Raw genomic sequence first — 23,257 nt, forward strand, 5'->3', positions numbered from 1 at the left:
ATGAACGCCCGTTCAATTCTCGAAAAGCTGGTCAGCTTTCCAACCGTCAGCACCGAAAGCAATCTTGAGCTTATCGGCTGGGTCGAAGAATACCTCAAATCTCTCGGTGTTGCGTCGACCATCGTTCCGAGCGCCGATGGCAAAAAGGCGCAGCTATACGCGCATGTCGGGCCTGAGGTCGAAGGCGGGGTGGTTCTGTCGGGGCATACCGACGTCGTACCCGTTGCGGGGCAGGCCTGGGACACCGACCCGTTCACCGTGGTCGAGCGGGACGGCAAGCTTTTCGGGCGCGGGACCTGCGACATGAAAGGGTTCGACGCGCTGGCCCTGGCGGCGGTGCCTTTGGCGCTGGAACGCGGGATCAAGCGGCCCTTGCAAATCGCGCTGAGCCGCGACGAAGAGATCGGCTGCATTGGCGCGCCGGAGATGATCGACCACATGGTGGCCTCGGGCATGCCGCGCGCTTCGATGGCGGTGATCGGCGAGCCCTCGATGATGAAGGCGGTGACCGGCCATAAGGGCGGCTGTGGCTATCACACGCATATCCATGGCTTTGAGGTGCACAGCTCGCTGATGCATACCGGCGTCTCGGCGGTCCATGAGGCGGCCAAGCTGATCACCTGGGCCGATGAGATGAATGCCGCGAACGCCGCGAAGGCGCCCAGCGCGGTGGATGCTATGTTCGAGCCGCCCTGGAGCAGCGCCCATGTGGGCGTGATCTCGGGCGGTACGGCCAATAATATCACCGCCAAGGATTGCACATTCGTCATGGGTTTCCGGGTGCTGCCAAGCGAGAGCCACGCGGAATGGTTGCAGGCCTATGAGGCGCGGGTGCGCGAGGTGGAGGCCGAGATGCAGGCCGTGGTCCCCGAGACGCGCATTGAGCTGCGCGAAGTCTTCAACGTCAAAGGGTTGCGCCCGGAGGAGGACGGCCAGGCGGAGGCGCTGGTGCGCCGCCTGACCGGCGATAACGGCAGCCATGTTGTCAGCTACGGCACCGAGGCGGGGCAGTTCCAGGAGCGCGGCTATTCGGCGGTGGTCTGCGGGCCGGGCAACATCGCACAGGCGCATCAGCCCAACGAGTTCGTCTCGGTGGCGCAATTCGAGGCGGGCTGGAAGTTCATGGAAGACCTCGTTGAGGACCTGGCGACGTAGCCCTTACCAAAATGAGTGCTGCCGCACGCTCTTTCCTAAGCAAGGTTTGAGGCGACGCTTGAACGCTGGCGCCGTGCGGGGCGAGCGGTGGCGCCTTGCCGTATTTATGGCCGAAAAGAAGCGAGGGACGCTTTCATTCTGGCAGGCGGCGGCGCGCGAGGCGGGCGAAGTAACCGGCGCCATGGGGCAGGGCGGCATCGTTGAAATCATAGGACGGGTGGTGCAGCGCGGCGCTGTCACCATTGCCGATGAAAATGAAATTGCCAGGGATCTGCGCGGTGAGGCGAGCGAAATCCTCTGAGCCGCCCATTGGCGCCGTGTTGGCGTCGGTGGGGCCGAGTGCGCGGGCCGTGGCGATGGCGTGCTGGGTCATCTCGGGATCGTTGATCGTGGGCACGAAGACGCGCTTGTAGCTGAGCTTGGCCGCGCAGCCATGGGCGGCGGCGGTGCCCGCCACGATCCTTTCCATCGCCGTCTCGATGCTCTTGCTGATCTCGGGCGAGAAGCTGCGGCAATCGCCCAGGATGCGCGCATTGCTGGCAATCGCGTTCACCGTGCCATCGGTGCGGATCTCGGTCGCCGAGACCACCGCCAGCTCTGCCGGATCGGTGCCGCGGGACACGATGGATTGCAGCGCCGTGACCGTTGCGCAGCCCGCCAGCAGTGCGTCCGAGGTCACATGGGGCTGCGAGGCATGCCCGCCGGAGCCGGTGATCTCGATCTCGAAATTGTCCTCTGCGGCCATGATCGCGCCGGGGCGGGTGGCGAAGCTGCCGACCTCCATGCCGGGCATATTGTGCAGCCCATAGGCCTCTTCCATGGGGAAGCGCGTTAGCAGGCCGTCGTCCAGCATCGCCTGCATGCCCTGGCCCCATTCCTCGGCCGGCTGAAAGATGAAGCGGATCGTGCCGTTGAAATTCCTGTGCTCCGCCAGGTGCTTGGCCGCGCCCAGCAGCATCGCGGTATGCCCGTCATGGCCGCAGGCATGCATCACGCCCGGCGCCTGTGAGCGATAGGGGCGCGCGCCTTGCTCTTCGATCCGCAGCGCGTCCATATCCGCACGAAACCCGATGGCGCGGTTGCCGGTGCCGGCGCGCAGCGTGCCCACGACACCGGTGCCGCCGACGCCTGTGGTGACCTCGTCAAAACCGAAACCGCGCAGCTCCTCGGCCACGAAGGCGGCGGTCTGATGCTCCTCGAAGCCAAACTCTGGGTGGCGGTGCAGATGCTGGCGCCAAGTTGTCATCTGCGCAACCAAGTCTTTTGGGATCTCGACCGCCATCGCCTTGACCTTTCTGGATTTTACGGCACTTTGATACCATACCCCACAGAAGGACAAACCCCTATGCCCGTCAAGAATCGCTTTGCCGAACTGCTGCCCGAGATCACCGCATGGCGCCGCGACATCCACGAGAACCCCGAGCTTTTGTTCGACACGCACCGCACCGCGGCCCTGGTGGCCGAGAAGCTGCGCGAATTTGGCTGCGATGAGATCGTGGAGGGCATCGGGCGCACCGGCGTGGTCGGCGTGATCAAGGGGCGCAGCGATGGCTCGGGGCGCACCGTGGGCCTGCGCGCGGATATGGACGCGCTGCCCATCGAGGAGGCCACGGGGCTCGATTATGCCTCCAAGACCCCAGGCAAGATGCATGCCTGTGGCCATGACGGGCATACGGCGATGCTGCTGGGGGCGGCCAAGTACCTGGCCGAGACACGCAATTTCGACGGCACGGCGGTGGTGATCTTTCAGCCCGCCGAGGAGGGCGGCGGCGGCGGGCGCGAGATGTGCGCCGACGGGATGATGGACCGCTTTGGCATCGATGAGGTCTATGGCATGCACAACTGGCCGGGCAATCCGCTGGGCAGCTTCGGCATCCGGCCGGGGCCATTCTTTGCCGCGGCCGATGTGCTGGAGGTCACCTTTGAGGGCAAGGGCGGCCACGCCGCCAAGCCCAACGAGGCGGTGGACACCACGGTGATGGCCGCCCAAGCCGTGCTGGCGCTGCAGACGATTGCCAGCCGCAACGCCAATCCGGTGGACACGCTGGTGGTCTCGGTGACCTCGTTTGAGACCTCTACGACCACGCATAACGTGATCCCGCAGACCGTGCTGCTGAAGGGCACCATACGCTCCATGTCCAAAGAGGTGCAGGACATGGCCGAGGCGCGGATTTCCGAGATATGCCATGGCATTGCCGCGGCGCATGGCGGCACGGCGGAGGTGAATTACATCCGCAACTACCCCGCCACGGTGAACGCCGACACCGAGACGGAATATGCCGCCGAGGTGGCGCGGGCGGTGTCCGGCGACTGCGCCCATGCCGATATCACCATGGGGGCGGAGGATTTCTCGTTCATGCTGGAGGAGCGCCCCGGGGCCTACATCCTTGTCGGCAACGGGGACAGCGCGCCGGTGCACCACCCGGAGTATAACTTCAACGACGAGGTGATCCCGGCGGGCTGCAGCTGGTATGCGGGCATGGTTGAGGCGCGGCTGCCCGTAAGCTAAGCGGCTGTTCCCAAACGGAGTTCGCGCGTTGACAGTTTTCTGGCGAAAACTGTCAACGCGCTCACGCTTTATGTCTCGTCGTCGCGGCTTCGCGCTCCTCCTCGGGCCGTCAAGCCCGACTGTTGCGGTCAGACGCTGAGCGGAGTATCGCGACGCTATGGTAGCGACCGTCGCCTGCATCAAGTGGGGCACCTTGTTTGGGCCCGAATATGTCAACCGGCTTTACAGCGGGGTGCGCCGCAATCTGTCGGGGCCGGTGCGGTTCCTGTGCATGACCGAAAATGCGCAGGGATTTCATGGGGATATCGAGGCTCTGCCGCTGCCGGTGGAGCCCTTCGCCGAGCCCATGGCCGCCGCCCTGGCCGTGGCCAACCGGCAGGGCGCGATGCGCAAGGTCTCGCTGTTTCGGCGCGGCGTGATCCCGGACCTGGAGGGGCCCGTTCTGGGGTTCGACCTGGACGTGGTGATCACCGGGTCATTGGACGAGCTGCTTGATTTCGAAACCGGAAAAGTGGCCATGCGCCATGACTGGGTTGAGAAGCGCAAGGGGCGGCCCACCGGGCATGGCTCGGTCTTTCGCTACGACCCGGCGCTTCATGGCTACCTCTATGAGGACCTGGCCGCAGACGCCTATGCGGAGGTCGAGCGGGCCCGTGGATCCGAGCAGCGCTATACCTCGCACAAGGCCATGGATCGCGGGGATTTCGCTTATATCCCAGAGGATTGGGTGGTCTCGTTCAAGCATGACTGCTACGCGCCCTGGCCGCTGAGCCATTGGGTGGAGCCGCGCCTACCCGAGCCCGCCAAGGTGGTCTGTTTCCACGGGAATCCCAAGATGCCCCAGGCTGTAGAGGGCTGGCGGAACTGGCGCCGTGGCTGCCCGCCCACAGGGTGGCTGCGCGAGCACTGGATCGAGCGGGCGCGAGAGGATCTGGGCGGCGACTGGGCGGGGCGTTAAGAGGGTCCTACCCATCCGCGCGGGGGATTTTGCCCGAAGGCACGCGAATCATAGGTTAACGCCTTATTTTGCTGGAAAATCGCCGGTCGGCAAAGCGTCGGCAAAACGTCGGCCTTGCGTATGGCACCTCGTATGGCAAGTGGGCAGAAAACGCCCGAGTTAACAGAGCGCGCGGTGGGTTTCGCAAATGTCTCACATGCAAAGCCGACGCTGACATTGGTCAACTTGCAGCAACTGGGACGTGTGGGATCTGTCCCGCCCGCTGCTGCGGGAGGCCATGCCTGCCATCGGCGCGCAGTGTGCGTCCTTACTCTTGACCGCCAGAGTTCAAGCTAGTGTTGCGTGGTGACGTAGGAGCCCAAAATCGGCCAGAAGATCCAGTCTTTGGCCGGAACCCGCAAGGTGAGCTCACTATCCACCGGGCGCATTTCCACGCGGTTGGTGTCCGGGTAATCCAGCTTGTAGTGACGTGCCTTGAACATGCGGGCCAACCGGCTGCCCAGGGAAAGGGTCTGCTGCGCCGCGACATTGCCGGAGCCGTCAGTGAGGTTCAGGGTGGCAAATGATCCCGCCGCAGTTTTGGTCTGCGCATCCTCGATGGGCATATCGCCCATGCAGAGAAAGACCGTGTTCTCGGTCACCAGCTGCCGGAAATATTTGAAGATCGGCGAGGTGATGCAGATCAGGATGAACTCTACCTTTACCCGCGACAGCGCCAGGGATTCCAGCATGACCAGCCGGGGGTCCACATCCGGGCGGTTGTGGAACAGAATGAACCGGTCCACCCGGGGGGCTTTGCGCTTGATCTGATCGCAGGTCTCGTAAAGTACCGAGAAGTTGGCCCAGTGATGCACGGTTTCCAGCACGGCCTGACCGGGCTGCGCATTGATCGCCTCGGCCGCTGCATCAATGTCAAATTCCATGGTCCTGCGGATGTCGCGCAGATAGCGGTCGGCGTAATCATCGGGCATGCTGGTGAACGCCTCGCGCTCGATGAAATAGTTCACCACATTGCAGCGGGCCTGATCCTTGTCTTCCTCGGTCAGCTCCAGCTTGGGTAGGAACGTGGAGAGGTCCTGATAGTCCACCGAGCCGATCTGACGCGGGATCTCGATCAGCGACCGGCGCGCCTCAATCGGGCTCGCGCCATGGGACAGGATGCCCATGACCCGGCGATCAAGCTGCTTTTCGCGGACGTCATGCCAGGTCATCATTTCGCCAACTCCACCTGATCGGCTTTCTGGTCCTCGCGGGTCAGGTTTTCCTTTTCCCAATCGCGAATGTCGCCGTTGAGCAGGAAATCGCGGTCGATCTCAAACCCGTGCACGCGGTTGACCCGTTCAATGACCTCGTCCTGCGAGGCTTTGAGGCTTTCCATCGTGTGACGGGCCCCGGACTGGCAGGCGGTCTCGGTTGTTTCTTCGGGCAGCCACTGGTCCTCTTCCACGGCGCCGTGGGTCATGGCGCGCTCAAAGACGTATTCCGCGGTGCGCCATTTCCAATCCGGGCAGGGCAGATTGAACTCATCACCCGCGCCATTATAGACGAACTTATGGCCACAGAACCCGCCGCACATGGGCAGGATTTTGCACGAGCGGCAGGTTTCGCTGGTGAACGGGGTCCATTCGTCCCAGATCTTTGCCGTCGGGCTCTTGTCGACATCTTCCATGTTATAGACGCTGCCGACGCGCTTTTTCGGGTCATGGGCCGTTTCCCAGCATTTGTGCACGTCGCCGTTCTGGGTGATCACCAGACCGTTTTTGGTGGCGGCAACGCAGAGCCCATCGAAGCCCATCGACGGAGCGACTTCGCTCATCAGGCCTGCGGCGCGGGCCTTGCGTTCCACGGCGATCATTTTCTTGGTGAAATCGGCCTTGGCGACGCTCATGTCGAACGCCTCGCCGGATTCGGTCGTCGAGGCGTGGATCGGCGCGCAGTAGACCGAGAAATGCGGGTACTGATCAAAGCCCTGCGCGATGAATTCATCAATCAGGTCAGGCACTTCATCGATGTTCTCGGCGCCGACATTGATCCGGACCTGAATATGCATCGGCGACTGGTTCAGTGACGTCTCGATGTTGTGCATGATGGTTTCATAGGAGCCGCGCCCCGAGGTCAGCGGGCGCATCCGGTCATGGGTTTTCTTGAGGCCATCAATGGTGATCTGGGCGAAATCCACCCGGGCGGCATGCAGCCGTTTGGAAATCCGCGGTGACAGCAGGAACCCGTTGGTGACGATGGAGGCGCTGTAATTCACCCCATGCATATCGCACATGGCCATGAGATCATCGGAGATGTCAAAAATCGCCTGCTTGCCCATCAGCGGCTCGCCGCCATACCAGGTGACCGACAGCGAATTGAGATCATAGATCTTGGCGGCCACAACCTCGCGGATGGCATCCGGCAACTGCCGGTCCATCTTTTCATTGTCCTTGTTCAGGCCTTGAAAGCAGTAGCCGCAGGCCAGGTTGCACCCCATCGACGGCGCAATGGTGAGCCCCATGGAGGTATCATCATTGCGGGCAGAGAAGTAATCCTCGCCCACTTCCAGCAGCTCATCGCGATGGGATTCGACCAGGAACCCATCACTGTAGAGCGTGTTCAGAACCGGCGTCCGTTCCTTGACAAGGAAATTCGGCAGGGCCTGAATCTTGCTGAACTGAACCGCTTCTTCGGCGGTCAGACCCTGCAGGTTCCGGGTGCGGGAATTGAAAAGCAACATCCCCCCATCCTTGAGACGAACCGGAATGGTATAGTGCGATACTTTCAAAGTACGCCCGATGATCGGAGTAACATTGCTGATCGGACCTTGCCCCAGATCAGGGGGTGGGCTCATGTCATTCATCGGTTCAGTCTCCTTCGTCGAGGATGTTGCTTGTCTTAGGGTTACGGGTGCTGCGGGCGGCGCGATCGTTCCATCAACAGCTTGGCGCGAATGGCAGAATATTGATCGCACAGAGGCCGGCATCGGGCCCCTGGCTCAGGTCCAGACCGCAGACAATGTTGGCGTTGCCGACACAGTTGCTGACGTCAAAGCCGCAGGCGCCCTGAACCTTGCCAACGCAGATGCCGCTCTTGGCACCACAGGCGGCAACACCGGAGGCGTTGCCAATGCATTGCGAGTTGTTGGCGCCACAGGCGACCATACCCTCCAGCTTGCCTGCGCAATTCGAATTTTTAATAACGCAGACCTTCATCGCACCCACTTTGCCGGCGCATTGGCTGCTGTCGGCCGCACAGCCCTTGGTGCCACTGACGTTGCCGCCACAGCCGCTGGCCTTGGCCAGACAGCCGGCCTTGAAGCTGGCGTTGCCGGAACAGCCACTGGCGTTGTTTTGACAATGACCGCCGCGCGAGGCGTTGCCTGAACATCCGCTGGCGTTTTTACCGCAGGTGCTGCTTTTGCCTTCTTTCCCGCGGCACGCGCTGGCATTTTGCGCGCATTTCGTTCTTCCGTTGCCACCGCCGCCAAAGTTGTTGTGCGGGCAATCCCTGTTAACGCGATCATAGTTCACCGAACCGTCGTTATTAAGATAGCCCTCTTTGTCCAGAACATAGTAAAGGTCGCCTGAGCAGCCCTTATGCTTTGTCAGAAGCGCGCGGTGTTGGGTGGGGCCTTTATTGTTGTTGCCGCAGCTATTGTTCGCGCCGTTATTTTTGCGCTGCTCTGCAACATGCGCGCCGCGGGAATCATTATTGCCGCAGCTGTTGCTGGCCCCATTGTTCTCTCGGGCTGCTTTAACGGCGTCAGCGCGGCTGGCTTCGCCTTTGACACCGTTCACAACGACAGTGTCATTCTCCTTGGCGTCGGCACCGGGCTTGTGGCCCAGCGTCTTGGCGGCCACAGCCTGACCGAAATCGCCCTTCGAGCCGCCGCCCACGTCGCGTTGATACCCTGCATCGGCGAATTCTTCCAAGGCAACCTGGCGCAGCTTGGCCTCGTTGCCGGGCTTGAACAGGCTCTTGTCCAGCTTGATTCCGTCTTTGGTGGCAAAGCCGTCGAGCTTGGTTCCGTCATCCGCTTTCAGACCGTCAACGATCTCCAGCTTGAACCCGGCCTTCTTGGCCGCTGCGCGCAGGGAGTCTTCGGTGGGTGCCGGATTGCTCGCCACGTCGCGCAGGGTTGAAGATGTTGCTGTGGTCATCGCGAACGGATCAAGCCCGCGGTTTGCCAGTTCCAGGCGGACCAAGGTGATGACGACCTGGCCAAGCTCTTGCTCGTTTGCGACCAGGTCTGTCGCGACACTGGGCATCAGGCCGGACACGCCCTTTACGCCCGCAGCACCGGAGGCACTGCCCAGCACAGATCTGTTTTCTAATTCCATGACTGTCTCCTGTGTTTCCATCGAAGGCAATCGTCTGGTCTGACTACCGGGAGCTTTCCGGATCTGCTTGCTCTGCAGAGGGCTGACACGCGCATTCCGACCTCTTCGGTTCAGACATCAAAGGACTTCCATTCCGGGGGGAGTAAGAGAAGCGGACGCCTGGGAACATGCTGCTGCACGACAGAAATGACGCAAGATAACAGGCGGGCCCCGCGGCGGCCGCCCGGCTTGTCGCGATGCGTTAATTTTGTCGCCCTGCGCCATGTTCGAAGCGTGAAGCCTGCGCCATAAGGCGGCGAAACACACACACAGACGTAACCCTAGGGAGCAGCTTGCCCCAGGAAGGAACGAGGAGAAGTCATTGATACCCGTAGATTATTTTAGCGGGACCGCAATGAGCGCAGGTCAGGTCATGGCACTTGGCGCGCCGCGCCTGCACAATCCCGAGGGATTCGCCAGCTTCATCGCGGGGCTCTCTTTCACGGTCGATGAAAGCAAATGGCAAGGTCTGCCAAATCTGAATGAGGCCGATTCTCTGGGCCACATTTTCCAGATCCTGATCCAGGACATGCTGCCTATCTACTATGATGTGAAGCACCTCAAAAGTCTGGGGGGGCGCATTTCGTTCCGCGTGACCGACATTGGCGAGTTCTCCATTCTCGATATCTGCAATCGCGTTATGGCGTTTCGGGATATCCCGTATGATGAAGCCACAGGCGAGGCGCTGATCGACTTCGAGATCGAAGGCGGCGCGATGCTGTGCTATCTACGCCATGTGGTTCAAGCGGCTGCCGGGCTTCACTCCACGGACGAAGAAATGGTGCCGCCGGTTGACGCGCATGTACTGCAACAGGTTGAAGCGACTGCGGGAAAGAGCGCTGCCCTGCCCATCGAAGAGCTGATGGCGCGCGGTTACTTCCGGAGCTAGCCCTAGGCCGATGCCGTGCCGGGGGTTACGGATCAGAGTTTCGACCGCAACAGGGCGGTGATCCGCTTTGCCATTAGCCGCCGGGCGATAACGCCCTGTTCGGCCACGCCCAAATCGAAGTAACCTTCGGGCGTTTCGACCAGTATGCGCCCGTTCTTGAGGGTTTCGTCTTCGATCACGGACAGGTTGAGAGGCATATCCATGTCGCTCAGCGCCGCCTTGATCGCCGGGCCCAAGCCGGGGGCGACCGAGAAGATCAGCGTGTCAAACCGGCGCAGCTGCTCCAGCTTGCTTTGCACAACCTGACGGGCCAGCGCTGTCTGCTCTTGCGTTCCCAGGATTTCCTCCAACGCTCCGGCAACGAGCTCTGTGAGGTCCTGTTCAAGCGCATCGGTGCGGGCGTTGAGAAGCGTGTTCAGCTCTGCGGTATAGTCGACAGCTTTGGCGACGACGCGCGAAAGACCCTCTTCAAAACCCTTGCTCTCAGCTTCTTGAGTGATCTCTTCCGCCCGCGACATAAGACGCGCGCGATCCTGATGCAGATCCCGCCATTGCGCATCCAGACTAAGATAGCTTTCAACGATATCGGAGGGTATCAGCGCCCCGGGTTGCAATATGATCGGATCAACGGGGGATGAGGACATATTCCATCGCCTTTTCATAGTATTGCGCCATCCCTTCGGTGGATGGGGTTGCTGCATCTTCCGGCAGGGCAAGGTAGCGTTTGATCCAGTCTGGCTTGTCCAGAAGCCAGTCGGCCTGGGCTGCTTGTCCCTGGGTCTGGGCCAGCTCCAAATCGACAGGTTGCCCGTCGCTGGTTGATCCGCCCTGGCTTAAGAGCCATTTATGATCCGCAGCGTCGAGGACTTTAAGGATGGGCGCGAGGTCTGCCGCCAAGATGGTGCAGCGCAGGCGGGATGCCTGAGGCAATAGTCCAGCGAGCAGTCGCAACCGGTTCGTCTCATTCGCGGGCGGCAAGAGGATCTTTTCGGCGCGCGCCAGGGCGATCGCTTCCGACATTCGGCGCCACAGAATGAGCGTTCCACGACGGGTGGCGGTGAGCTGGGTTGTGATCGCGTCGGGTAAACCCAGCACTGGCCCCACCATCGAGATATCGATGTCCAGCTCACGGACATTTTTCGGGATGGCCTCTCTGTGCACATCCCGCATCAGGCTTTCGCTGGCGGGAATGGTGTCCTCAGCGAGGCAGGCTATTGCGCTCATTTAGCCATGTCTTCCAGTCGAACAAGCTTGCGATCCGGCGGGCTTTTCGTGGGCATTTCAGATGCATAGATGTCATCCGAAGGGGCGGCATCGTGAGGTTGCGCAAATCCAAAACGCAGCAGTTTGAATTGCCAAAGCGCCAGCAGAACAAGCGTGGTGAACAAGGTGCCGATACCCGCGCCCATCGCAAGGGTTGTCAGGTCGCCGGCGGTTGAATTGGACGGCAATGCCGCCCGCATTGGCCGGGTTTCCATAGCTGTGTCGGGCACCGGGAAATCCACCACGGCGACGTCGCCATATTCCAGCCCTTCGACCGAGTTGGACACCATATGTTTTAGCCGGGGGAGCAGGTCTTCGAGATCGAGATTCTCCCGTCGCCGGATCACCACCGATGCGCTGGTTCGGACCTTGTTCTGGGGGGTGTTTCTGAGGCTGCCCTTGGATTCTTCGTTGGGCAGGACGATATGCACCCGCGCCGATAGGATGCCGTCCAGCTCTGCAATGGTGCGCGACAATTCCTGCGTGATCGCGTAGTTCAGCCTGGCGTTTTCTTCGATTGGCGAGGCTACAAGACCGCCGCCAGAAAAGATCTTTTCCATCGTTGCATAGTCACGCTGCGGCAAGCCGTGCAGCTCTAGCAATGAGACTGCCCGGGAAAAGTCAGCTTCCTCCACCAGGATGGTGGCCTCGCCCGAGCGTGAATCGAGCTCCTTGCTGGCTGAAATGCCGTTCTCGGAGAGCAGCGCCACGATAACGTTCGCTTCATTCTCGGCCAGACCGGAATAGAGTGAGGTCTTGCATCCTGCCAGGGCCAAAGCGGCACAGAGAACCGCGATCAGGCGCATGCTGAAGAACGAACGGAAGGCCGAGATCATGGGCTCATTGCCCCTTCAGGAAGCTGTTGAGCGTATTCCCAAAAGACGTCAGCGTTGAGGAGAGCGCAGAGAAACGCACGAGATTCTCGTTCATTTCCACCGAGACATTGAGCGTTCGATTGAGCGACGCGATGATATCCGCATTGGTCAATGCAGAATTGCGCGCCGGTCCCTCCACGCCATTGGCGATGTTGCCGCTCTTGTCGATCAGACCGCGGGATTCCTGATCGAGTTGCTGAACCGAGGTCAGCACTTTGTCGGTCAGCTTCGAGAAGTTATCATAGTTCGTGCTGGATGGCAGAAGGTTGAGCGGTGCGATTTCGATGCCGGACATGTTTCGTTTTCCGTAACTTACTTTAACTCAGACGCTTGGGTCAGTGGGGCAGTTTGGTGAAGTGGCACCCGGCGCCGTAGCGGCGCGCGCTTCTGACATGGGACGGGCTGGTGACATCGATGCAGCGCTTGGCCACGGCCAGGGTGCCCCCGTGCCCGTCATCGATATGGACGATATCGGATGCGCGGGGCTCGTCAAAAACGTAGCTTTGGGGCGCCGTGGTGCTGCATGCGGCGACGCCCGTGCACAGCGCCAGGATCGAGAGCATTCTCATTTCAACAGCTCCGGTCTGACGGTGAAGCCCACAAGATCATTCACCGGCTTGGACGGCGCGACACGCGCCGTTTCGCTGTCATCCGAACCCAGGATGGTCGGGGTCACCAGGATGAGCAGTTCGGATTCGGTCGCCTCGTGGCGCTCAGCGCGGAAGAAGGGGCCAAAGACCGGTATCTCTGACAGGCCGGGGATCCGGGAGGCGTTGAAATCGCTGGTCTGTTGGAAGAGCCCGCCCATGGCATAGGTCTGACCGTCTTCGATTTCGGCCGTGTTGGTGAGGCTCCGCACGGTCCTGCCGGGAACGCCAGCCGTATCGGTGGCTTGCGCGGCTACGGGCGCGCTGATCTCGGCAAAAAGATCCACCGAAACCTTGTCATTGCTCAAAAGTGTCGGGGTAAAGGCGAGCGTCACGCCATAGCGCCGACCGCTGGTCTGGCTGTTATCCTCCCCCGACGCGACAGGGAATTCCCCGCCGGAGAAAAGCTCGGCGGCCTGTCCGTTCGTGGTGACAAGGCTGGGTTCGGCGAGGATCTGGGCGATGCCCTGGCTTGCCAGCGCATTCAGCAGGCCAGAGCTGCGAATGCCCCCCAGCCGAATGCCAAGGCGCCGAAGCCCGGCGGTTTGGACCTCGGCGATGCGCAGATCGAGCCGTATCTGGGTGTCGCCTTTATACTCGGTCAGATCTGCAACCGTATCGTCGCCGCTAAGCTGGCCTTTGAGCGCATCGAGGCGGCGCGCCTCCTCAGGTGAATTGATTGACCCCGAAATCGTGGCGCGATCCCCCAGATAGGTGATCCCAACGGAGTTACCCAGCCCCAGGCGCGACAGGTTCTGCCGGTCCTGCGCCGTGTCGCGAAAGACGCGCAACTCGTATTCGGCGATCAGCCTGCCCTCGGCATCCGTGGTGATCAGCGTTGTCACCCCTGTCCCGACCCCATAGGCGTAAATCGCTGTTTCACCCACTGCTTCGATGTCGGCCACCCCGGGGTTGGCGACAAAGGCGTGATGGACAGGCGCGGGCAGGTCGATGATCAGGCCGGTCCCGCGTGCGATATCGATGCGGCTGCCGGTATTGGAACCCTGGGCCAGCGCCACCGTCCCTAGGAACATTGAGAACAGTATTACTAGATACTTCATACAGACACTTCTCCAACAAGTTGGATGCGGTATTCCGGAGCGATATCCTGCTGGGATATGACCGGCAGATAGATGTGACTTGTCCACATGAATCTTCTTAACACACGCCGGATGTCCATTGAAGTAATTAGCGTCGGGCTGCCCTCTGCATCCTCAAGCTCATTGAGCCTTTGGTTAAGCGCATCGATAATTCTTTCCCGCGTTTCCCCGGGCAGCGACAGGTAGCTGCCGACATTGGTCACCTGCGTGGCATTGCGCAGCATGTCCTCGGTCTCTGGCGAAAAGATTAAGCCGTAGATCGTGCGCGTGTCCGGTGAAACCTGCGCTGAGATCTGCTTGGCCAGATAGCTGCGCACATATTCCACCAGCATTTCGGTGTCTTTCTCCCTTGGCGCCCAGCGCACCACCCCTTCGAGGATAGAGCGCATATCGCGGATCGACACGCTTTCGCGCACCAGATCCTGCAGGAGCTCGGAGATGATAGGCAGCTTGCATTGTTCCAGGGCCTCTTCGACCAGATCGGGATACTGCCGCGCGGATTTGTTCAGCAGCAGGCGGGTCTCCTGAATGCCAAGGAAATAGTCGATATGGCGCGGCAGGATATAGGCCGTCATCCGCGACAGCACATCTTCGAGGGTCAGAAAGGGGATCTCTTCATTCAGCAAGCGGCCCGCTGCGTCGCGGTTCACCCAGGCACAGGCCGCCCCGTCCCAGGGCCGTTCATGGTCCAGGATGTCGATGTCAAACACCGAGAGGTTCTGGGCCGTATCAAGCGCCAGGATCGCTTGCGTTGTGTCCGGGTATTGGCGTCTGAGCACACTTATGCCCTTGATGCGCAGATCAACTTCGCGATCCGGCCCGTCCGATTTCTTGAGCACGAAATGCGGGAAGCTGGTGCCCAGATTGGCCAACAGAACCCGCCGCTCGCGCAGCGCCGCGTCCCGGAACGTCGCCGCCGAGATCTCTTCATACAGCGACGCGCCGACCCAAAGCTGAACCGGTGAGATCTGTTCCTGCTCGTCCAGGGCATTTTGTTCCAGCGAGGCCTCTTCGGCATCCTGCTGTTGCTTCTTGCGCGAGACCATAAAACTGGTGCCAAGCACGACTATGGCCGCGATGAAGAACGTTATGGTGGGAAAGCCCGGGATCAGGCCGAAAAGCGCCAGCAGCACGGCGGTAAACCGGAGCGAGATCGTATTGCTGGACAGCTGCGTGACAATTTCATTGCCCAGATCAACCGATTTCGAAGAGCTGACCCGCGTGACGATGGAACCGGCGCTGATCGCGATGATCAGAGCCGGGATCTGGCTGACAAGCCCGTCCCCGATGGTCAGGATCGTATAGACCTGCGCGGCCTCGGCCGTGCTCATGCCGTCATTGATCACCCCCATGGCCATGCCGCCCAGCAGGTTGACCAGAATGATCACGATACCGGCAATCGAGTCGCCCTTGACGAACTTCATCGTCCCGTCCATCGCGCCGTAGAACTGGCTTTCGGTCTGAATTCGGGCGCGGCTGGCGCGGGCGTCGTCCTGGGACATGTCGCCAGAGCGGACATCGCTGTCGATGGCCATCTGCTTGCCCGGCATCGCATCCAGCGAGAAACGCGCGCCCACCTCGGCCACACGTTCGGCACCTTTGGTGATCACGATGAACTGGACGATGGTGATGATCAAAAAGATGATAATCCCCACGATGAGACTGCCACCCACCACGAATTGGCCAAATGTTTCAACGATCTGACCGGCATCCGCGTTCAGAAGGATCAGACGCGTCGTGCTGATGGAAATGGCCAGGCGGAACAGCGTGGTCATCAGGATCACCGCCGGCAGGGTGGTGAACTCCGCCGCGGACGGCAGGTAGAGACCCACCATCAGAATAAGCAGCGCCAGCATGAAATTCAGCGCGATCATGCCGTCGATCAGCCAGGTTGGCAGCGGGATGATGATCATGAAGACCACCAGCGCCAGGAAAATGATCAGCAGAACATCTTTGCGTTCCGCCGCGGTGCTGAGGAGCCGATTGATCAAGAGGCTCATACCCGCTGCTCCGTCAACTGCGCGACATCCGTCGAGTGCGACGCGAGGCTTGGGCGGGCCTGCAGCTCCTTACGCGCGCGGGCCTGATAGAACCGGCTGGCCCGTGTGGGGCCAAAGGATCTGTCATGGCGGTCCAGCACCGCTTGGGCCTGATCGGCCTGCCTCAGAGCGAAGAAGCATTTCGCACAAAGCAACAACAGCCGGGCAGACGGCGCGCACATGTGCATCGCAATCATCAGCAAAACGAACGCGCGTTGCGGCTGGCCAAAGCGCAGGTACCCTTGGGCAAGACAGCAGAGGTCGTCGCAGGCTGTTGCAAGCTCATCGTCCAACGCTCAGACCTCGATCAAACCGAGCGCCCTGTCGGCAGCGATGCGCGTGCGCAGGACTTCCTCCTCAAGAACATTTGCCGCAACCCCGGTCAGTTCCTTCGGCAGGCTGCCGCCTTCGCGTGCAACAAACTCCTGCGCAACTGCCAGGGAGCGCAGCATTTGGTCATAGGTTTTCCGCTCGATAGAGGCGGCGGATTCGTCAATGACGGCGCTCATGCCCAGCGGGCGGCGGGGATCGGGCAAGCCGTTCTCCGGCTCGGAAATCCCGGTGTCCTGAAGATGTCGCAGGTCGTCGCCAAAGAAATCCGCATCCAGCTCGACGATATCGCGGCGTTCAATTGAGGGCTGGGCCCCAACCCGCTGCGGTCGCGCGGGAACGAGATCGTCGGAAGAAGGTCTGCGAATGATCGGCATCAGTTCTGACCTTCAAGATCCAGCGGTATCAGAACCTCACGGTCTCCCTGCGTAACCTTCACTCCGGTGAAATCAATGGCGAGGACCGTCCATCCCTCGGAGGTCGTGTCGCCCACGTTCCAACGCGAACCGCGGCTGTCCACAAAATAGGGCTGCTGCGAAAGCCAGACTGCGGTGGGGCGCTGAGGCATTTCAACCGACGCGATCTTATCCGAGAAATCCGTGATCAGGATGTAATCAGCGCCGAATTCCTGATCCAGATCAGGGGCGACTTGTTTCCAGCGCTCCCGATCCGCCTGACTAAGCTCCCCGGAAGCGATGATGACTTTGCCGTTGAATTCTAACGCAATATCTTCGAGATCAAGCGCCTTCAGCCGCTCCGCAAGAAAACGCTCTGCCACGTCTTGAGGGGCTGGCGGGGCCTGCGTGCTGGGGCTGAGCATCTCGATGATTTCGGTGGATGGTGACCGGCTGGCGATCTCGACGCTACGGTCTATCCGATCGGCCGGAGGGGGCGAAACCAAGCCTGGGAGGCTCTTCGGAACACCCGGTTGGATGCGATACTCGGTGAGCATATTCGGCTCGCCGCTTTGGTCGCTCGCCGCTTCGGTTGTGGCATAGGCATTGCTCATGATCAGCAAAGCAAGCACCGGCGCCGCCAATAGCGCTGGGGTCTTGAAGCGTGGCCAAATCTGCAGATCCGATTTGCGGCGTTCCTGCACGCCGGACACCGCCGAGGTTCGTCCGGCGGCCATGGTGATCCCGACCGGCCCAACCGAGAGGGAACAGGGCAAGGGGGCCGAAACGGCCTCACCGCTTGTCAGCAACACGCCTTCGACGGTCACGTCACTGCCAACAGCATAAACGTCCACGCGCCCGGCTTTGCTAAAGGCGACACGCAGATGCTCTGCCTCGGAAATTTCTGGAAGGTCGCTCAGCGCAATGTCATTTTCTGTATCGCGTCCGAGCGACAAGACGGAGCCCAACCCGAATTCAACCTGGGCTCCGCGATGTACACCCTCAGCAACAATCAGTTTGATTGTCTGTGAGGTCATTGACCCAACTCCTGCAGGCCTCTCCCCAGAGAGGCGGGATCCTTTAGCGAAGCTTGTTGAACGCGTCCTTGATGTTCTGTGCTTCGGCGATGACCGTGTTGGTGACCGAGGAACGCTCGGCAAATGCCATCTGCATCTCGGCTGCAGAGTGCAGCGTGTCCGCAAATTGCGCGAAGTTCACTTCGGAAGCCAGCGAAGTGGAGATGCTGTCGATGCTTTGACCAGATACACCAGGGATAGACATTTAGATTTCCTTTCGGAGGGGTGGAGTGAGAGACGGCCTCTGATTGAGGCGATGTTGGCTTATTTGCGTATGTCGTTCCATACGTCGTCTAGGAGTTCGCGCCCCGTAGCGAGGGCGCGGCTCAGACCCTTCAGTTGATCTGCCTGACTGCGCGGTACACCCCGCGCCAGCTGCTGGCGCAGCTTGGATTCAGCTTCAGTCAACTGTTTGAGACAATCCCGATAGAAGGTGGCGCCATCTGGCCCCGCGAGCTTGTCTTCAAAATTCTCGATGGCCCCTTCAGGAAGCGGAGCGTTTTGCTGTGTGTCTGTCATGGTTCCGAGCGTCGTTGAGTGGAGTTGTGCGTGACTGCGTCTCGGCCCAGGGATACCGCATAGGTTGAGCTCGGCGTTTTGGCGCGTGCCATCCCGCATGGCCGTGACAATCTGAATGCGGAATTTGAGAGAGCTCTTTCCAAGCCCATTTGCACAGCGGAAGCCAACAAGCCGTCACCCACTGCACAAGTCGAACCGCGCAGCGGCAGTTCGCTGCATGCACTCAGCATGCCGATCATTACAGACACCGCCCCTTGAAAGGGTCCCCAGTTCATTCACACACATCAACGAGAGCCGCGGAACCACCGTTCCTGAGCCTCGTGAGCCCCGGGGCTACGGTTCACTTGTAACACTAATGTGAATTTTTGTGATTCTTTTTCACTTGCTGCCAACTTTCGATTTCTTCACCAATTTAGAATTTTTTTCTTGCCTTAGCACCCGGTGAATATGCGACAGGTGCCGCGAAGATGAAGCTCTCGAGTGCTGCCCGAGCGGTCTGCGGCAAGGGCAATGATGAACGAGTGAACCGGGGTTGCGAGTGGCCATGTCCGACGCGAATGAAAGCGTTCTCACAAATGAGCCGGTATGGGCCGCCGGGGCATTCGCACCACATAAGGGGCGGATTCGCGGCCTGACAGGAACGATCCTTCGCGCGACGCTCCGAAACTTTAGAATTGGTGAAATGGTGGAGCTTCGTGATCCGGAATCCGAGGATCGCAGGATAGCGGAAGTCGTTGGAATAAATGGAGAAGAGGCGCTTTTAACGGTTCTCGGGGATACCAGGGGCATCTCATGTCGCTGCGAAGTGAATGCGCTTGGTCACACCGCACAGCTGGCCGTCAGCGATGCTTTTTTGGGACGTGTTCTGGGGCCTTTCGGCAATCCGATTGACGGGAAAGGCGCCCTGCCTGATGCCCCGATGAGGCCGGTGCTGGCGCGCCCTCCGAACGCTATGACCCGCGCCCCGATTGACCGGATCATGCCAACCGGGCTTCGGGTCATTGATGGCCTTTTGACCTGCGGGGTCGGACAGCGAATCGGCATCTTCGGGTCGGCGGGTACGGGTAAATCGACGCTTCTGATCGAGCTGTTGCGCCATTCGAAGGCGGATGTTGTCGTGCTTGGGCTGGTGGGCGAGCGGGGCCGAGAGGTCCGCGAATTTGTCGAACATGTCATGGCAGACAACGCTAGCGCGCGTGCTACTCTGGTCGTTTCAACCTCTGACAGTCCGGCGCTCGAAAGGCTGCGCGCCGCCGAATCGGCCACCACCATCGCGGAGTTCTTCCGGGATCAGGGCAAGAATGTGCTGCTCATCATTGACAGTGTCACGCGCGTTGCGCGCGCGCAGCGCGAGATCGGCCTGGCCGCCGGAGAACCGCCGACAAGGCGCGGCTTTCCTCCGTCGGTCTTTTCCATGCTACCCGCATTGGTTGAGCGCGCCGGGACGGCTTCTGTCGGGTCCATCACCGCTTTCTACACGGTTCTGGTCGAAGGGGATGACGATGATCAAGACCCTGTCGCGGATGAGCTTCGCGGGTTGCTGGACGGTCATATCATCCTGTCGCGAACCATTGCGGCGCGCGGCCAATACCCCGCGATCGATGTCTCGCGCTCGGTGTCGCGGCTGATGAATCAGCTGGTCGATGACGAGCAGCGCACAACCGCACGGGATTTTCGCGCTCAGCTGGAAGCGCTGCGCGATGTCGAATTGCTGGTCAAGGTCGGCGAGTATCAGGAGGGTGCTGATCCATTGACCGACCAAGCGCTGCGCAATCGCAGCAAGCTCGAGGCCTTCCTCTACCCGGGCTCTCTGGAACCCACCGAATTCGATGAAATGTCCTGGATGATGAAAGAGGCGGTGCTGTGACGGTCGGCGGCACGCAGATGCAGGCCTTGGCCCGGGTGACGGATCTGCGTCTGCTTGGGGCGGAACGCGATGTTGCCGCAGCGCAAAAGGCGTGCCTGCAGGCCGATGCTTTGGTGGCGCAGGCCCAGCGCGCCGTGGCGGATTTCGACGCGGGCTACCCCCAAAAGCGGGCAGAGTTGTCCGCGAGTTTCGGAACGCGCATGTACCTGTCGGAAGACCTTGACCATCTGCGGGCAGCTGTTGCGGCGCTTCAGGATGAGCGCGCACCACTGGCGGACAGCCAGGCGCAGGCGGAAATGGCACGCGAGGCGGCGGAATGCCTTTTACGGGATTGCCTCGCCCGCCGGGCAGAGCTGACGGCCTGCAAATACAAGCGAGAAGAACTGGCGCAGACCCTGATTCAGCGCGAGTCGAAATCGGCAGAAATCCGCGCCGAACAGGTTTGTGAATAGAACTCTGCCATGCACCAGGAAATCCATACCCCCGGGGCCGCAGCCAATAAACTCCGCCTGCGGATGTTTAATGGCCGTCATGCGAAACGTGCCAAATCCGAGATCTTTCTCGACCTCCCCAGAGCCATACCGCAGTGGTCCGGCCCCCTGGGGCAGCAACGCAGTTTGACGCTGGGATCGCCTTCACCCGAACGAAGCTCTGAACGGTTCTGGGTGGCGCTCGATTTTGGGCTCTATGTGGTGCACGCGGGGGTCAGCCGGGACGCGCTTGCGGCCTTGACGGATATGCCCCCGGGTGAATGCGCGGACATGGTTGGCGATGACATCATCTGCGAGCTTTTGCGCGTGCATCTGGACACAGTGCTGGATGAGCAATTCAGGCAGATCCCGCGGACAGGGTTGGAAATTCGCCGTATTGATCCGCCGGAACGATATGATCTGATGCTGCAATATGCCGATAACGGATCTCTCTACAGCATCGCGCTGATCATTCCTGACGAACATCTGGAGATGGTCAGGAGCATCTGGAACCTGGTCGCACCACCGCGTGATGGTTTGCGCATCCCCTTTGTGGCGAGCCTGGATCTTGCCAGCTGTCGGGTGTCCTTCGCCGATCTGGCGCGCGCTAAACCGGGCGATCTGATCGTGATCGGTGCGGTGCCCGCGCCCAAGCAGCCCTACCTCAACCTGCGCGGCCGGTACTGGGCGCCGCTGAAACCCACCGAGTGCGGATACGCCCTGCAACAGGCGCCGCGCCGTTTGCCGCCCCCACAGATGATAGAGATGCCAAACATGGAAAACACCGATCCACAGGATGAAACGCGCGATGCCGGTCTGGACCAGCAGAGCATTGATGAGCTGCCGGTTATGGTCGAATTTTCGGTGGGAGATATCGATATCCCGGTATCGGAATTGAGCCAGCTGACTAAGGGCTATGTCTTCAATTTCGAGCTCGACCCGGAGCGCTCGGTGCGTATGCGCGTGAACGGCCGCACCATCGGTTACGGCGAAATCATCACTCTGGGCGACGGCTGCGGGCTGCGCATCACCGAACGCTGCTGAGGCTGAAGACGTGGACGGATTGGATGGACCCTACGCCTCGCTCCTGCTCGTGGGTGCTGTTATGGCGCTGCCCTTTGCGGTCGTGGCAATGACCAGCTTTATAAAGATCGCCATCGTTCTGCTGGTGATACGAAACGCCCTGGGCATTCAGCAGGCGCCCCCTAACATGGCGCTCTATACAGTGGCGTTGGTTCTGAGCGTCTTCATCATGGCCCCCATGGGGGATGCGATCCTGGGATCGGCAGCGGCGCTAGAACAGGATGGCGGCTTTCAATCGCTGACAAGTTTCATAGAACGTGGTGGTGTTCTGCTTGAGCCGCTGGCCAGCTTTTTGAATCATAATACGGATGTCGGCACCGCTGACCTCTTCCGCTCCCGAGCGACCACGCTCTGGCCGGAAGATTTCCGCAATCAACTCTCCGAAGACAGCCTGTTGATCATGGTGCCGTCCTTTCTGCTCTCGGAGCTAACGAATGCCTTTGAGATCAGCGTTTTGATCTACCTTCCCTTTGCGGTCGTCGATCTGGTCGTGGCCAATATTCTGACCGCAATGGGGATGATGATGGTGTCCCCGGCGATGATCTCTATGCCCTTCAAGCTGCTGCTCTTTGTGCTGGTGGATGGCTGGTATCGCCTGTTGGACGGGCTGGTGCTTTCCTATGCCTGAGGCGGTTTCATGATCACTGACAAAGCCCTTGAGGCGATACTGCTCGTGATGTGGCTGTCGCTGCCGGCGATTGCTGCGGCGACGCTGGTCGGGCTGCTCATCGGCCTGTTTCAGGCCCTGACCCAAATTCAGGACCAGACGCTGCCGCATGGTGTCAAGCTCGTGGTGGTCACGATTAGCCTCGTGGGGACGGGGTATCTGTTGGGTGGATTGCTGATGCGGTTCACCGTCGATGCGTTTGACGGCATATCCAGGCTGAACTGATGCTGACGGACCTGGGCATCGAAGACAACCTGGTCCCGCTGCTGTTTACAGCGCTCAGTGCGTTCCTGCTGGCGGGCCTGCGCTGGCTGCCCGTCATAATGCTGCTGCCCGCTTTTACCCTGGTGGGTCTGCCAAATGGGCTGCTGCGCGGCGGGCTGATGCTGGGGTTGAGCCTGTTTCACATCCCCATTCTCTGGCCGCTGGTGCAAGACAGGCCACATCCCATGAGCCCGATCGCGGAGACGCCGATCCTTCTGATCGTCGGCAAAGAGCTGTTCATCGGGTTGCTGATTGCCTTTGCCCTTTCTGCCCCGTTCTGGATTGCATCGGCGATGGGCAACATCATCGACACCCAGTCCGGCGAGCAGATGAACGGGTTTGTCGACCCTTCAAGCGGAGAAGAGGGCTCGCCCAATGGCACGTTTCTGATGCTGACCCTGCTGGCGGTTTTCGTGGAGGTCGGTTTCTTCAGCCATGTGCTGCTGCCTGCGGTGCTCGACAGTTACGGCGCCTGGCCGGTGGCGACATTCGCGCCGACGGGTCTGGGGCCGCTTCTGGACTTTTTCATGCGGCTTTTCGGCGGTCTGATCGTGTCGGCGGCCGGCCTTGCCATGCCGTTCATCATCGCCATGCTGCTGATTGATATCGGTCTGGCATTTGCCACCCGGTTTGTGCCCTCCATCAACCCGTTCTTTCTGAGCATGGGGAGCAAGGTGATGATCGTTTCCATCCTTCTGGTCCTCTATTTTCCCATTCTCATCGATCATTTCCTGGGCTTCGCCGACTTTCGGGGAAGCATCCTCCACGGCTTGGTCGGCGGCTAGCG

At 60.5% G+C, this 23,257-nt stretch carries 26 protein-coding genes; 10 read left to right on the forward strand and 16 right to left on the reverse strand.

Translation table 11 applies throughout. The annotated features are described in order from the left end of the window. Positions 1-1,155, forward strand: a complete 1,155-nt coding sequence (gene argE, locus AIOL_RS06590) for an acetylornithine deacetylase (RefSeq protein WP_049642256.1) — start codon at positions 1-3, stop codon at positions 1,153-1,155. A gap of 133 nt (positions 1,156-1,288) precedes the next feature. Here the strand turns inward: argE and AIOL_RS06595 are convergent, their stop codons facing one another. After that, positions 1,289-2,401 carry a M20 aminoacylase family protein gene (locus AIOL_RS06595; RefSeq protein WP_235438916.1) on the reverse strand — a complete coding sequence of 371 codons (1,113 nt, stop codon included), beginning with the start codon at positions 2,399-2,401 and terminating at the stop codon, positions 1,289-1,291. A 99-nt stretch (positions 2,402-2,500) separates the two neighbouring features. Here AIOL_RS06595 and AIOL_RS06600 point away from each other — a divergent pair, with 99 nt between their 5' ends. Beyond that, positions 2,501-3,664, forward strand: coding sequence for a M20 aminoacylase family protein (locus AIOL_RS06600; RefSeq protein WP_049642258.1), 1,164 nt, complete (start codon positions 2,501-2,503; stop codon positions 3,662-3,664). A 157-nt stretch (positions 3,665-3,821) separates the two neighbouring features. Then, positions 3,822-4,622 (forward strand): hypothetical protein, encoded by an 801-nt coding sequence (locus AIOL_RS06605; protein WP_049642259.1) that lies wholly within the window; start codon positions 3,822-3,824, stop codon positions 4,620-4,622. A 332-nt stretch (positions 4,623-4,954) separates the two neighbouring features. Here AIOL_RS06605 and AIOL_RS06610 read toward each other — a convergent pair whose 3' ends face one another. From AIOL_RS06610 to AIOL_RS06620, 3 genes are all read right to left on the reverse strand, one after another. After that, positions 4,955-5,836: a hypothetical protein gene (locus tag AIOL_RS06610; RefSeq protein ID WP_049642260.1), complete on the reverse strand. Its 882-nt coding sequence runs from the start codon at positions 5,834-5,836 to the stop codon at positions 4,955-4,957. After that, positions 5,833-7,467, reverse strand: a complete 1,635-nt coding sequence (locus AIOL_RS06615) for a radical SAM/SPASM domain-containing protein (protein ID WP_160314418.1) — start codon at positions 7,465-7,467, stop codon at positions 5,833-5,835. Before AIOL_RS06615 ends, AIOL_RS06610 begins: the two co-directional genes overlap by 4 nt. Positions 7,468-7,540: 73 nt before the next feature. Then, entirely contained in the window at positions 7,541-8,947 is a 1,407-nt protein-coding gene (locus AIOL_RS06620) for a hypothetical protein (protein WP_049642262.1), read from the reverse strand. 394 nt (positions 8,948-9,341) lie between these two features. On the opposite strand from AIOL_RS06620, the gene AIOL_RS06625 reads away from it, so the two are divergent. Continuing rightward, positions 9,342-9,875: a hypothetical protein gene (locus AIOL_RS06625; RefSeq protein ID WP_160314419.1), complete on the forward strand. Its 534-nt coding sequence runs from the start codon at positions 9,342-9,344 to the stop codon at positions 9,873-9,875. 32 nt (positions 9,876-9,907) lie between these two features. Here the strand turns inward: AIOL_RS06625 and AIOL_RS06630 are convergent, their stop codons facing one another. The 12 genes from AIOL_RS06630 to AIOL_RS06680 are packed head-to-tail and all read right to left on the reverse strand — an operon-like array spanning position 9,908 to position 18,119. Then, complete coding sequence (locus AIOL_RS06630) at positions 9,908-10,489, reverse strand: FliH/SctL family protein (RefSeq protein WP_049642264.1); 582 nt, start codon at positions 10,487-10,489, stop codon at positions 9,908-9,910. 10 nt (positions 10,490-10,499) lie between these two features. Further along, the gene (locus tag AIOL_RS06635; RefSeq protein WP_049642265.1) at positions 10,500-11,099 is read right to left on the reverse strand and encodes a hypothetical protein; all 600 of its coding nucleotides are present in this window, start codon (positions 11,097-11,099) and stop codon (positions 10,500-10,502) included. Further along, a complete protein-coding gene (gene sctJ, locus AIOL_RS06640) occupies positions 11,096-11,974 on the reverse strand; it encodes a type III secretion system inner membrane ring lipoprotein SctJ (RefSeq protein ID WP_049642266.1) in 879 nt (292 codons plus the stop codon). Before sctJ ends, AIOL_RS06635 begins: the two co-directional genes overlap by 4 nt. A gap of 4 nt (positions 11,975-11,978) precedes the next feature. After that, entirely contained in the window at positions 11,979-12,308 is a 330-nt protein-coding gene (locus AIOL_RS06645) for a hypothetical protein (RefSeq protein ID WP_049642267.1), read from the reverse strand. Between the two features lie 40 nt (positions 12,309-12,348). Beyond that, positions 12,349-12,582 carry a hypothetical protein gene (locus AIOL_RS06650; RefSeq protein WP_152912401.1) on the reverse strand — a complete coding sequence of 78 codons (234 nt, stop codon included), beginning with the start codon at positions 12,580-12,582 and terminating at the stop codon, positions 12,349-12,351. Continuing rightward, positions 12,579-13,721 carry a type II and III secretion system protein family protein gene (locus AIOL_RS06655; RefSeq protein ID WP_082152453.1) on the reverse strand — a complete coding sequence of 381 codons (1,143 nt, stop codon included), beginning with the start codon at positions 13,719-13,721 and terminating at the stop codon, positions 12,579-12,581. The genes AIOL_RS06650 and AIOL_RS06655 overlap by 4 nt, the downstream gene beginning before the upstream one ends. Continuing rightward, positions 13,718-15,760: a type III secretion system export apparatus subunit SctV gene (sctV, locus tag AIOL_RS06660; protein WP_049642270.1), complete on the reverse strand. Its 2,043-nt coding sequence runs from the start codon at positions 15,758-15,760 to the stop codon at positions 13,718-13,720. The genes AIOL_RS06655 and sctV overlap by 4 nt, the downstream gene beginning before the upstream one ends. Continuing rightward, complete coding sequence (locus AIOL_RS06665; RefSeq protein ID WP_049642271.1) at positions 15,757-16,092, reverse strand: hypothetical protein; 336 nt, start codon at positions 16,090-16,092, stop codon at positions 15,757-15,759. Before AIOL_RS06665 ends, sctV begins: the two co-directional genes overlap by 4 nt. 3 nt (positions 16,093-16,095) lie before the next feature. Further along, the gene (locus AIOL_RS06670) at positions 16,096-16,506 is read right to left on the reverse strand and encodes a hypothetical protein (RefSeq protein ID WP_049642272.1); all 411 of its coding nucleotides are present in this window, start codon (positions 16,504-16,506) and stop codon (positions 16,096-16,098) included. Then, complete coding sequence (locus AIOL_RS06675) at positions 16,506-17,561, reverse strand: SctD/MshK family protein (RefSeq protein WP_049642273.1); 1,056 nt, start codon at positions 17,559-17,561, stop codon at positions 16,506-16,508. The genes AIOL_RS06670 and AIOL_RS06675 overlap by 1 nt, the downstream gene beginning before the upstream one ends. A gap of 43 nt (positions 17,562-17,604) precedes the next feature. After that, positions 17,605-17,805, reverse strand: coding sequence for a hypothetical protein (locus AIOL_RS24885; RefSeq protein ID WP_152912402.1), 201 nt, complete (start codon positions 17,803-17,805; stop codon positions 17,605-17,607). Positions 17,806-17,864: 59 nt separating this feature from the next. Next, positions 17,865-18,119: an EscE/YscE/SsaE family type III secretion system needle protein co-chaperone gene (locus AIOL_RS06680; RefSeq protein ID WP_152912403.1), complete on the reverse strand. Its 255-nt coding sequence runs from the start codon at positions 18,117-18,119 to the stop codon at positions 17,865-17,867. Positions 18,120-18,663: 544 nt separating this feature from the next. On the opposite strand from AIOL_RS06680, the gene AIOL_RS06685 reads away from it, so the two are divergent. The 6 genes from AIOL_RS06685 to sctT are packed head-to-tail and all read left to right on the forward strand — an operon-like array spanning position 18,664 to position 23,255. Beyond that, entirely contained in the window at positions 18,664-19,986 is a 1,323-nt protein-coding gene (locus AIOL_RS06685) for a FliI/YscN family ATPase (RefSeq protein WP_082152454.1), read from the forward strand. Further along, positions 19,983-20,438 carry a type III secretion system stalk subunit SctO gene (gene sctO, locus AIOL_RS06690; RefSeq protein WP_049642275.1) on the forward strand — a complete coding sequence of 152 codons (456 nt, stop codon included), beginning with the start codon at positions 19,983-19,985 and terminating at the stop codon, positions 20,436-20,438. The genes AIOL_RS06685 and sctO overlap by 4 nt, the downstream gene beginning before the upstream one ends. Before the next feature lie 9 nt (positions 20,439-20,447). Then, positions 20,448-21,500 carry a FliM/FliN family flagellar motor switch protein gene (locus AIOL_RS06695; protein WP_082152455.1) on the forward strand — a complete coding sequence of 351 codons (1,053 nt, stop codon included), beginning with the start codon at positions 20,448-20,450 and terminating at the stop codon, positions 21,498-21,500. 10 nt (positions 21,501-21,510) lie between these two features. Continuing rightward, complete coding sequence (sctR, locus tag AIOL_RS06700; protein WP_082152456.1) at positions 21,511-22,167, forward strand: type III secretion system export apparatus subunit SctR; 657 nt, start codon at positions 21,511-21,513, stop codon at positions 22,165-22,167. A gap of 9 nt (positions 22,168-22,176) precedes the next feature. After that, positions 22,177-22,431 carry a type III secretion system export apparatus subunit SctS gene (sctS, locus tag AIOL_RS06705; RefSeq protein ID WP_049642278.1) on the forward strand — a complete coding sequence of 85 codons (255 nt, stop codon included), beginning with the start codon at positions 22,177-22,179 and terminating at the stop codon, positions 22,429-22,431. Further along, positions 22,431-23,255, forward strand: a complete 825-nt coding sequence (sctT, locus tag AIOL_RS06710; RefSeq protein ID WP_049642279.1) for a type III secretion system export apparatus subunit SctT — start codon at positions 22,431-22,433, stop codon at positions 23,253-23,255. The genes sctS and sctT overlap by 1 nt, the downstream gene beginning before the upstream one ends. Positions 23,256-23,257 lie beyond the last annotated feature (2 nt).

The organism is Candidatus Rhodobacter oscarellae (assembly GCF_001078595.1).
Classification (GTDB): domain Bacteria; phylum Pseudomonadota; class Alphaproteobacteria; order Rhodobacterales; family Rhodobacteraceae; genus Rhodobacter_B; species Rhodobacter_B oscarellae.

Bases quoted from the DNA above. Each gene is read 5' to 3' on its own strand.
- argE (WP_049642256.1), top strand. From the start codon at position 1: ATGAACGCCCGTTCAATTCTCGAAAAGCTGGTCAGCTTTCCAACCGTC.
- AIOL_RS06595 (WP_235438916.1), bottom strand. From the start codon at position 2,401: ATGACAACTTGGCGCCAGCATCTGCACCGCCACCCAGAGTTTGGCTTC.
- AIOL_RS06600 (WP_049642258.1), top strand. From the start codon at position 2,501: ATGCCCGTCAAGAATCGCTTTGCCGAACTGCTGCCCGAGATCACCGCA.
- AIOL_RS06605 (WP_049642259.1), top strand. From the start codon at position 3,822: ATGGTAGCGACCGTCGCCTGCATCAAGTGGGGCACCTTGTTTGGGCCC.
- AIOL_RS06610 (WP_049642260.1), bottom strand. From the start codon at position 5,836: ATGATGACCTGGCATGACGTCCGCGAAAAGCAGCTTGATCGCCGGGTC.
- AIOL_RS06615 (WP_160314418.1), bottom strand. From the start codon at position 7,467: ATGAATGACATGAGCCCACCCCCTGATCTGGGGCAAGGTCCGATCAGC.
- AIOL_RS06620 (WP_049642262.1), bottom strand. From the start codon at position 8,947: ATGGAATTAGAAAACAGATCTGTGCTGGGCAGTGCCTCCGGTGCTGCG.
- AIOL_RS06625 (WP_160314419.1), top strand. From the start codon at position 9,342: ATGAGCGCAGGTCAGGTCATGGCACTTGGCGCGCCGCGCCTGCACAAT.
- AIOL_RS06635 (WP_049642265.1), bottom strand. From the start codon at position 11,099: ATGAGCGCAATAGCCTGCCTCGCTGAGGACACCATTCCCGCCAGCGAA.
- sctJ (WP_049642266.1), bottom strand. From the start codon at position 11,974: ATGATCTCGGCCTTCCGTTCGTTCTTCAGCATGCGCCTGATCGCGGTT.
- AIOL_RS06645 (WP_049642267.1), bottom strand. From the start codon at position 12,308: ATGTCCGGCATCGAAATCGCACCGCTCAACCTTCTGCCATCCAGCACG.
- AIOL_RS06650 (WP_152912401.1), bottom strand. From the start codon at position 12,582: ATGAGAATGCTCTCGATCCTGGCGCTGTGCACGGGCGTCGCCGCATGC.
- AIOL_RS06655 (WP_082152453.1), bottom strand. From the start codon at position 13,721: ATGAAGTATCTAGTAATACTGTTCTCAATGTTCCTAGGGACGGTGGCG.
- sctV (WP_049642270.1), bottom strand. From the start codon at position 15,760: ATGAGCCTCTTGATCAATCGGCTCCTCAGCACCGCGGCGGAACGCAAA.
- AIOL_RS06670 (WP_049642272.1), bottom strand. From the start codon at position 16,506: ATGCCGATCATTCGCAGACCTTCTTCCGACGATCTCGTTCCCGCGCGA.
- AIOL_RS06675 (WP_049642273.1), bottom strand. From the start codon at position 17,561: ATGACCTCACAGACAATCAAACTGATTGTTGCTGAGGGTGTACATCGC.
- AIOL_RS24885 (WP_152912402.1), bottom strand. From the start codon at position 17,805: ATGTCTATCCCTGGTGTATCTGGTCAAAGCATCGACAGCATCTCCACT.
- AIOL_RS06680 (WP_152912403.1), bottom strand. From the start codon at position 18,119: ATGACAGACACACAGCAAAACGCTCCGCTTCCTGAAGGGGCCATCGAG.
- AIOL_RS06685 (WP_082152454.1), top strand. From the start codon at position 18,664: ATGTCCGACGCGAATGAAAGCGTTCTCACAAATGAGCCGGTATGGGCC.
- AIOL_RS06695 (WP_082152455.1), top strand. From the start codon at position 20,448: ATGCACCAGGAAATCCATACCCCCGGGGCCGCAGCCAATAAACTCCGC.
- sctS (WP_049642278.1), top strand. From the start codon at position 22,177: ATGATCACTGACAAAGCCCTTGAGGCGATACTGCTCGTGATGTGGCTG.
- sctT (WP_049642279.1), top strand. From the start codon at position 22,431: ATGCTGACGGACCTGGGCATCGAAGACAACCTGGTCCCGCTGCTGTTT.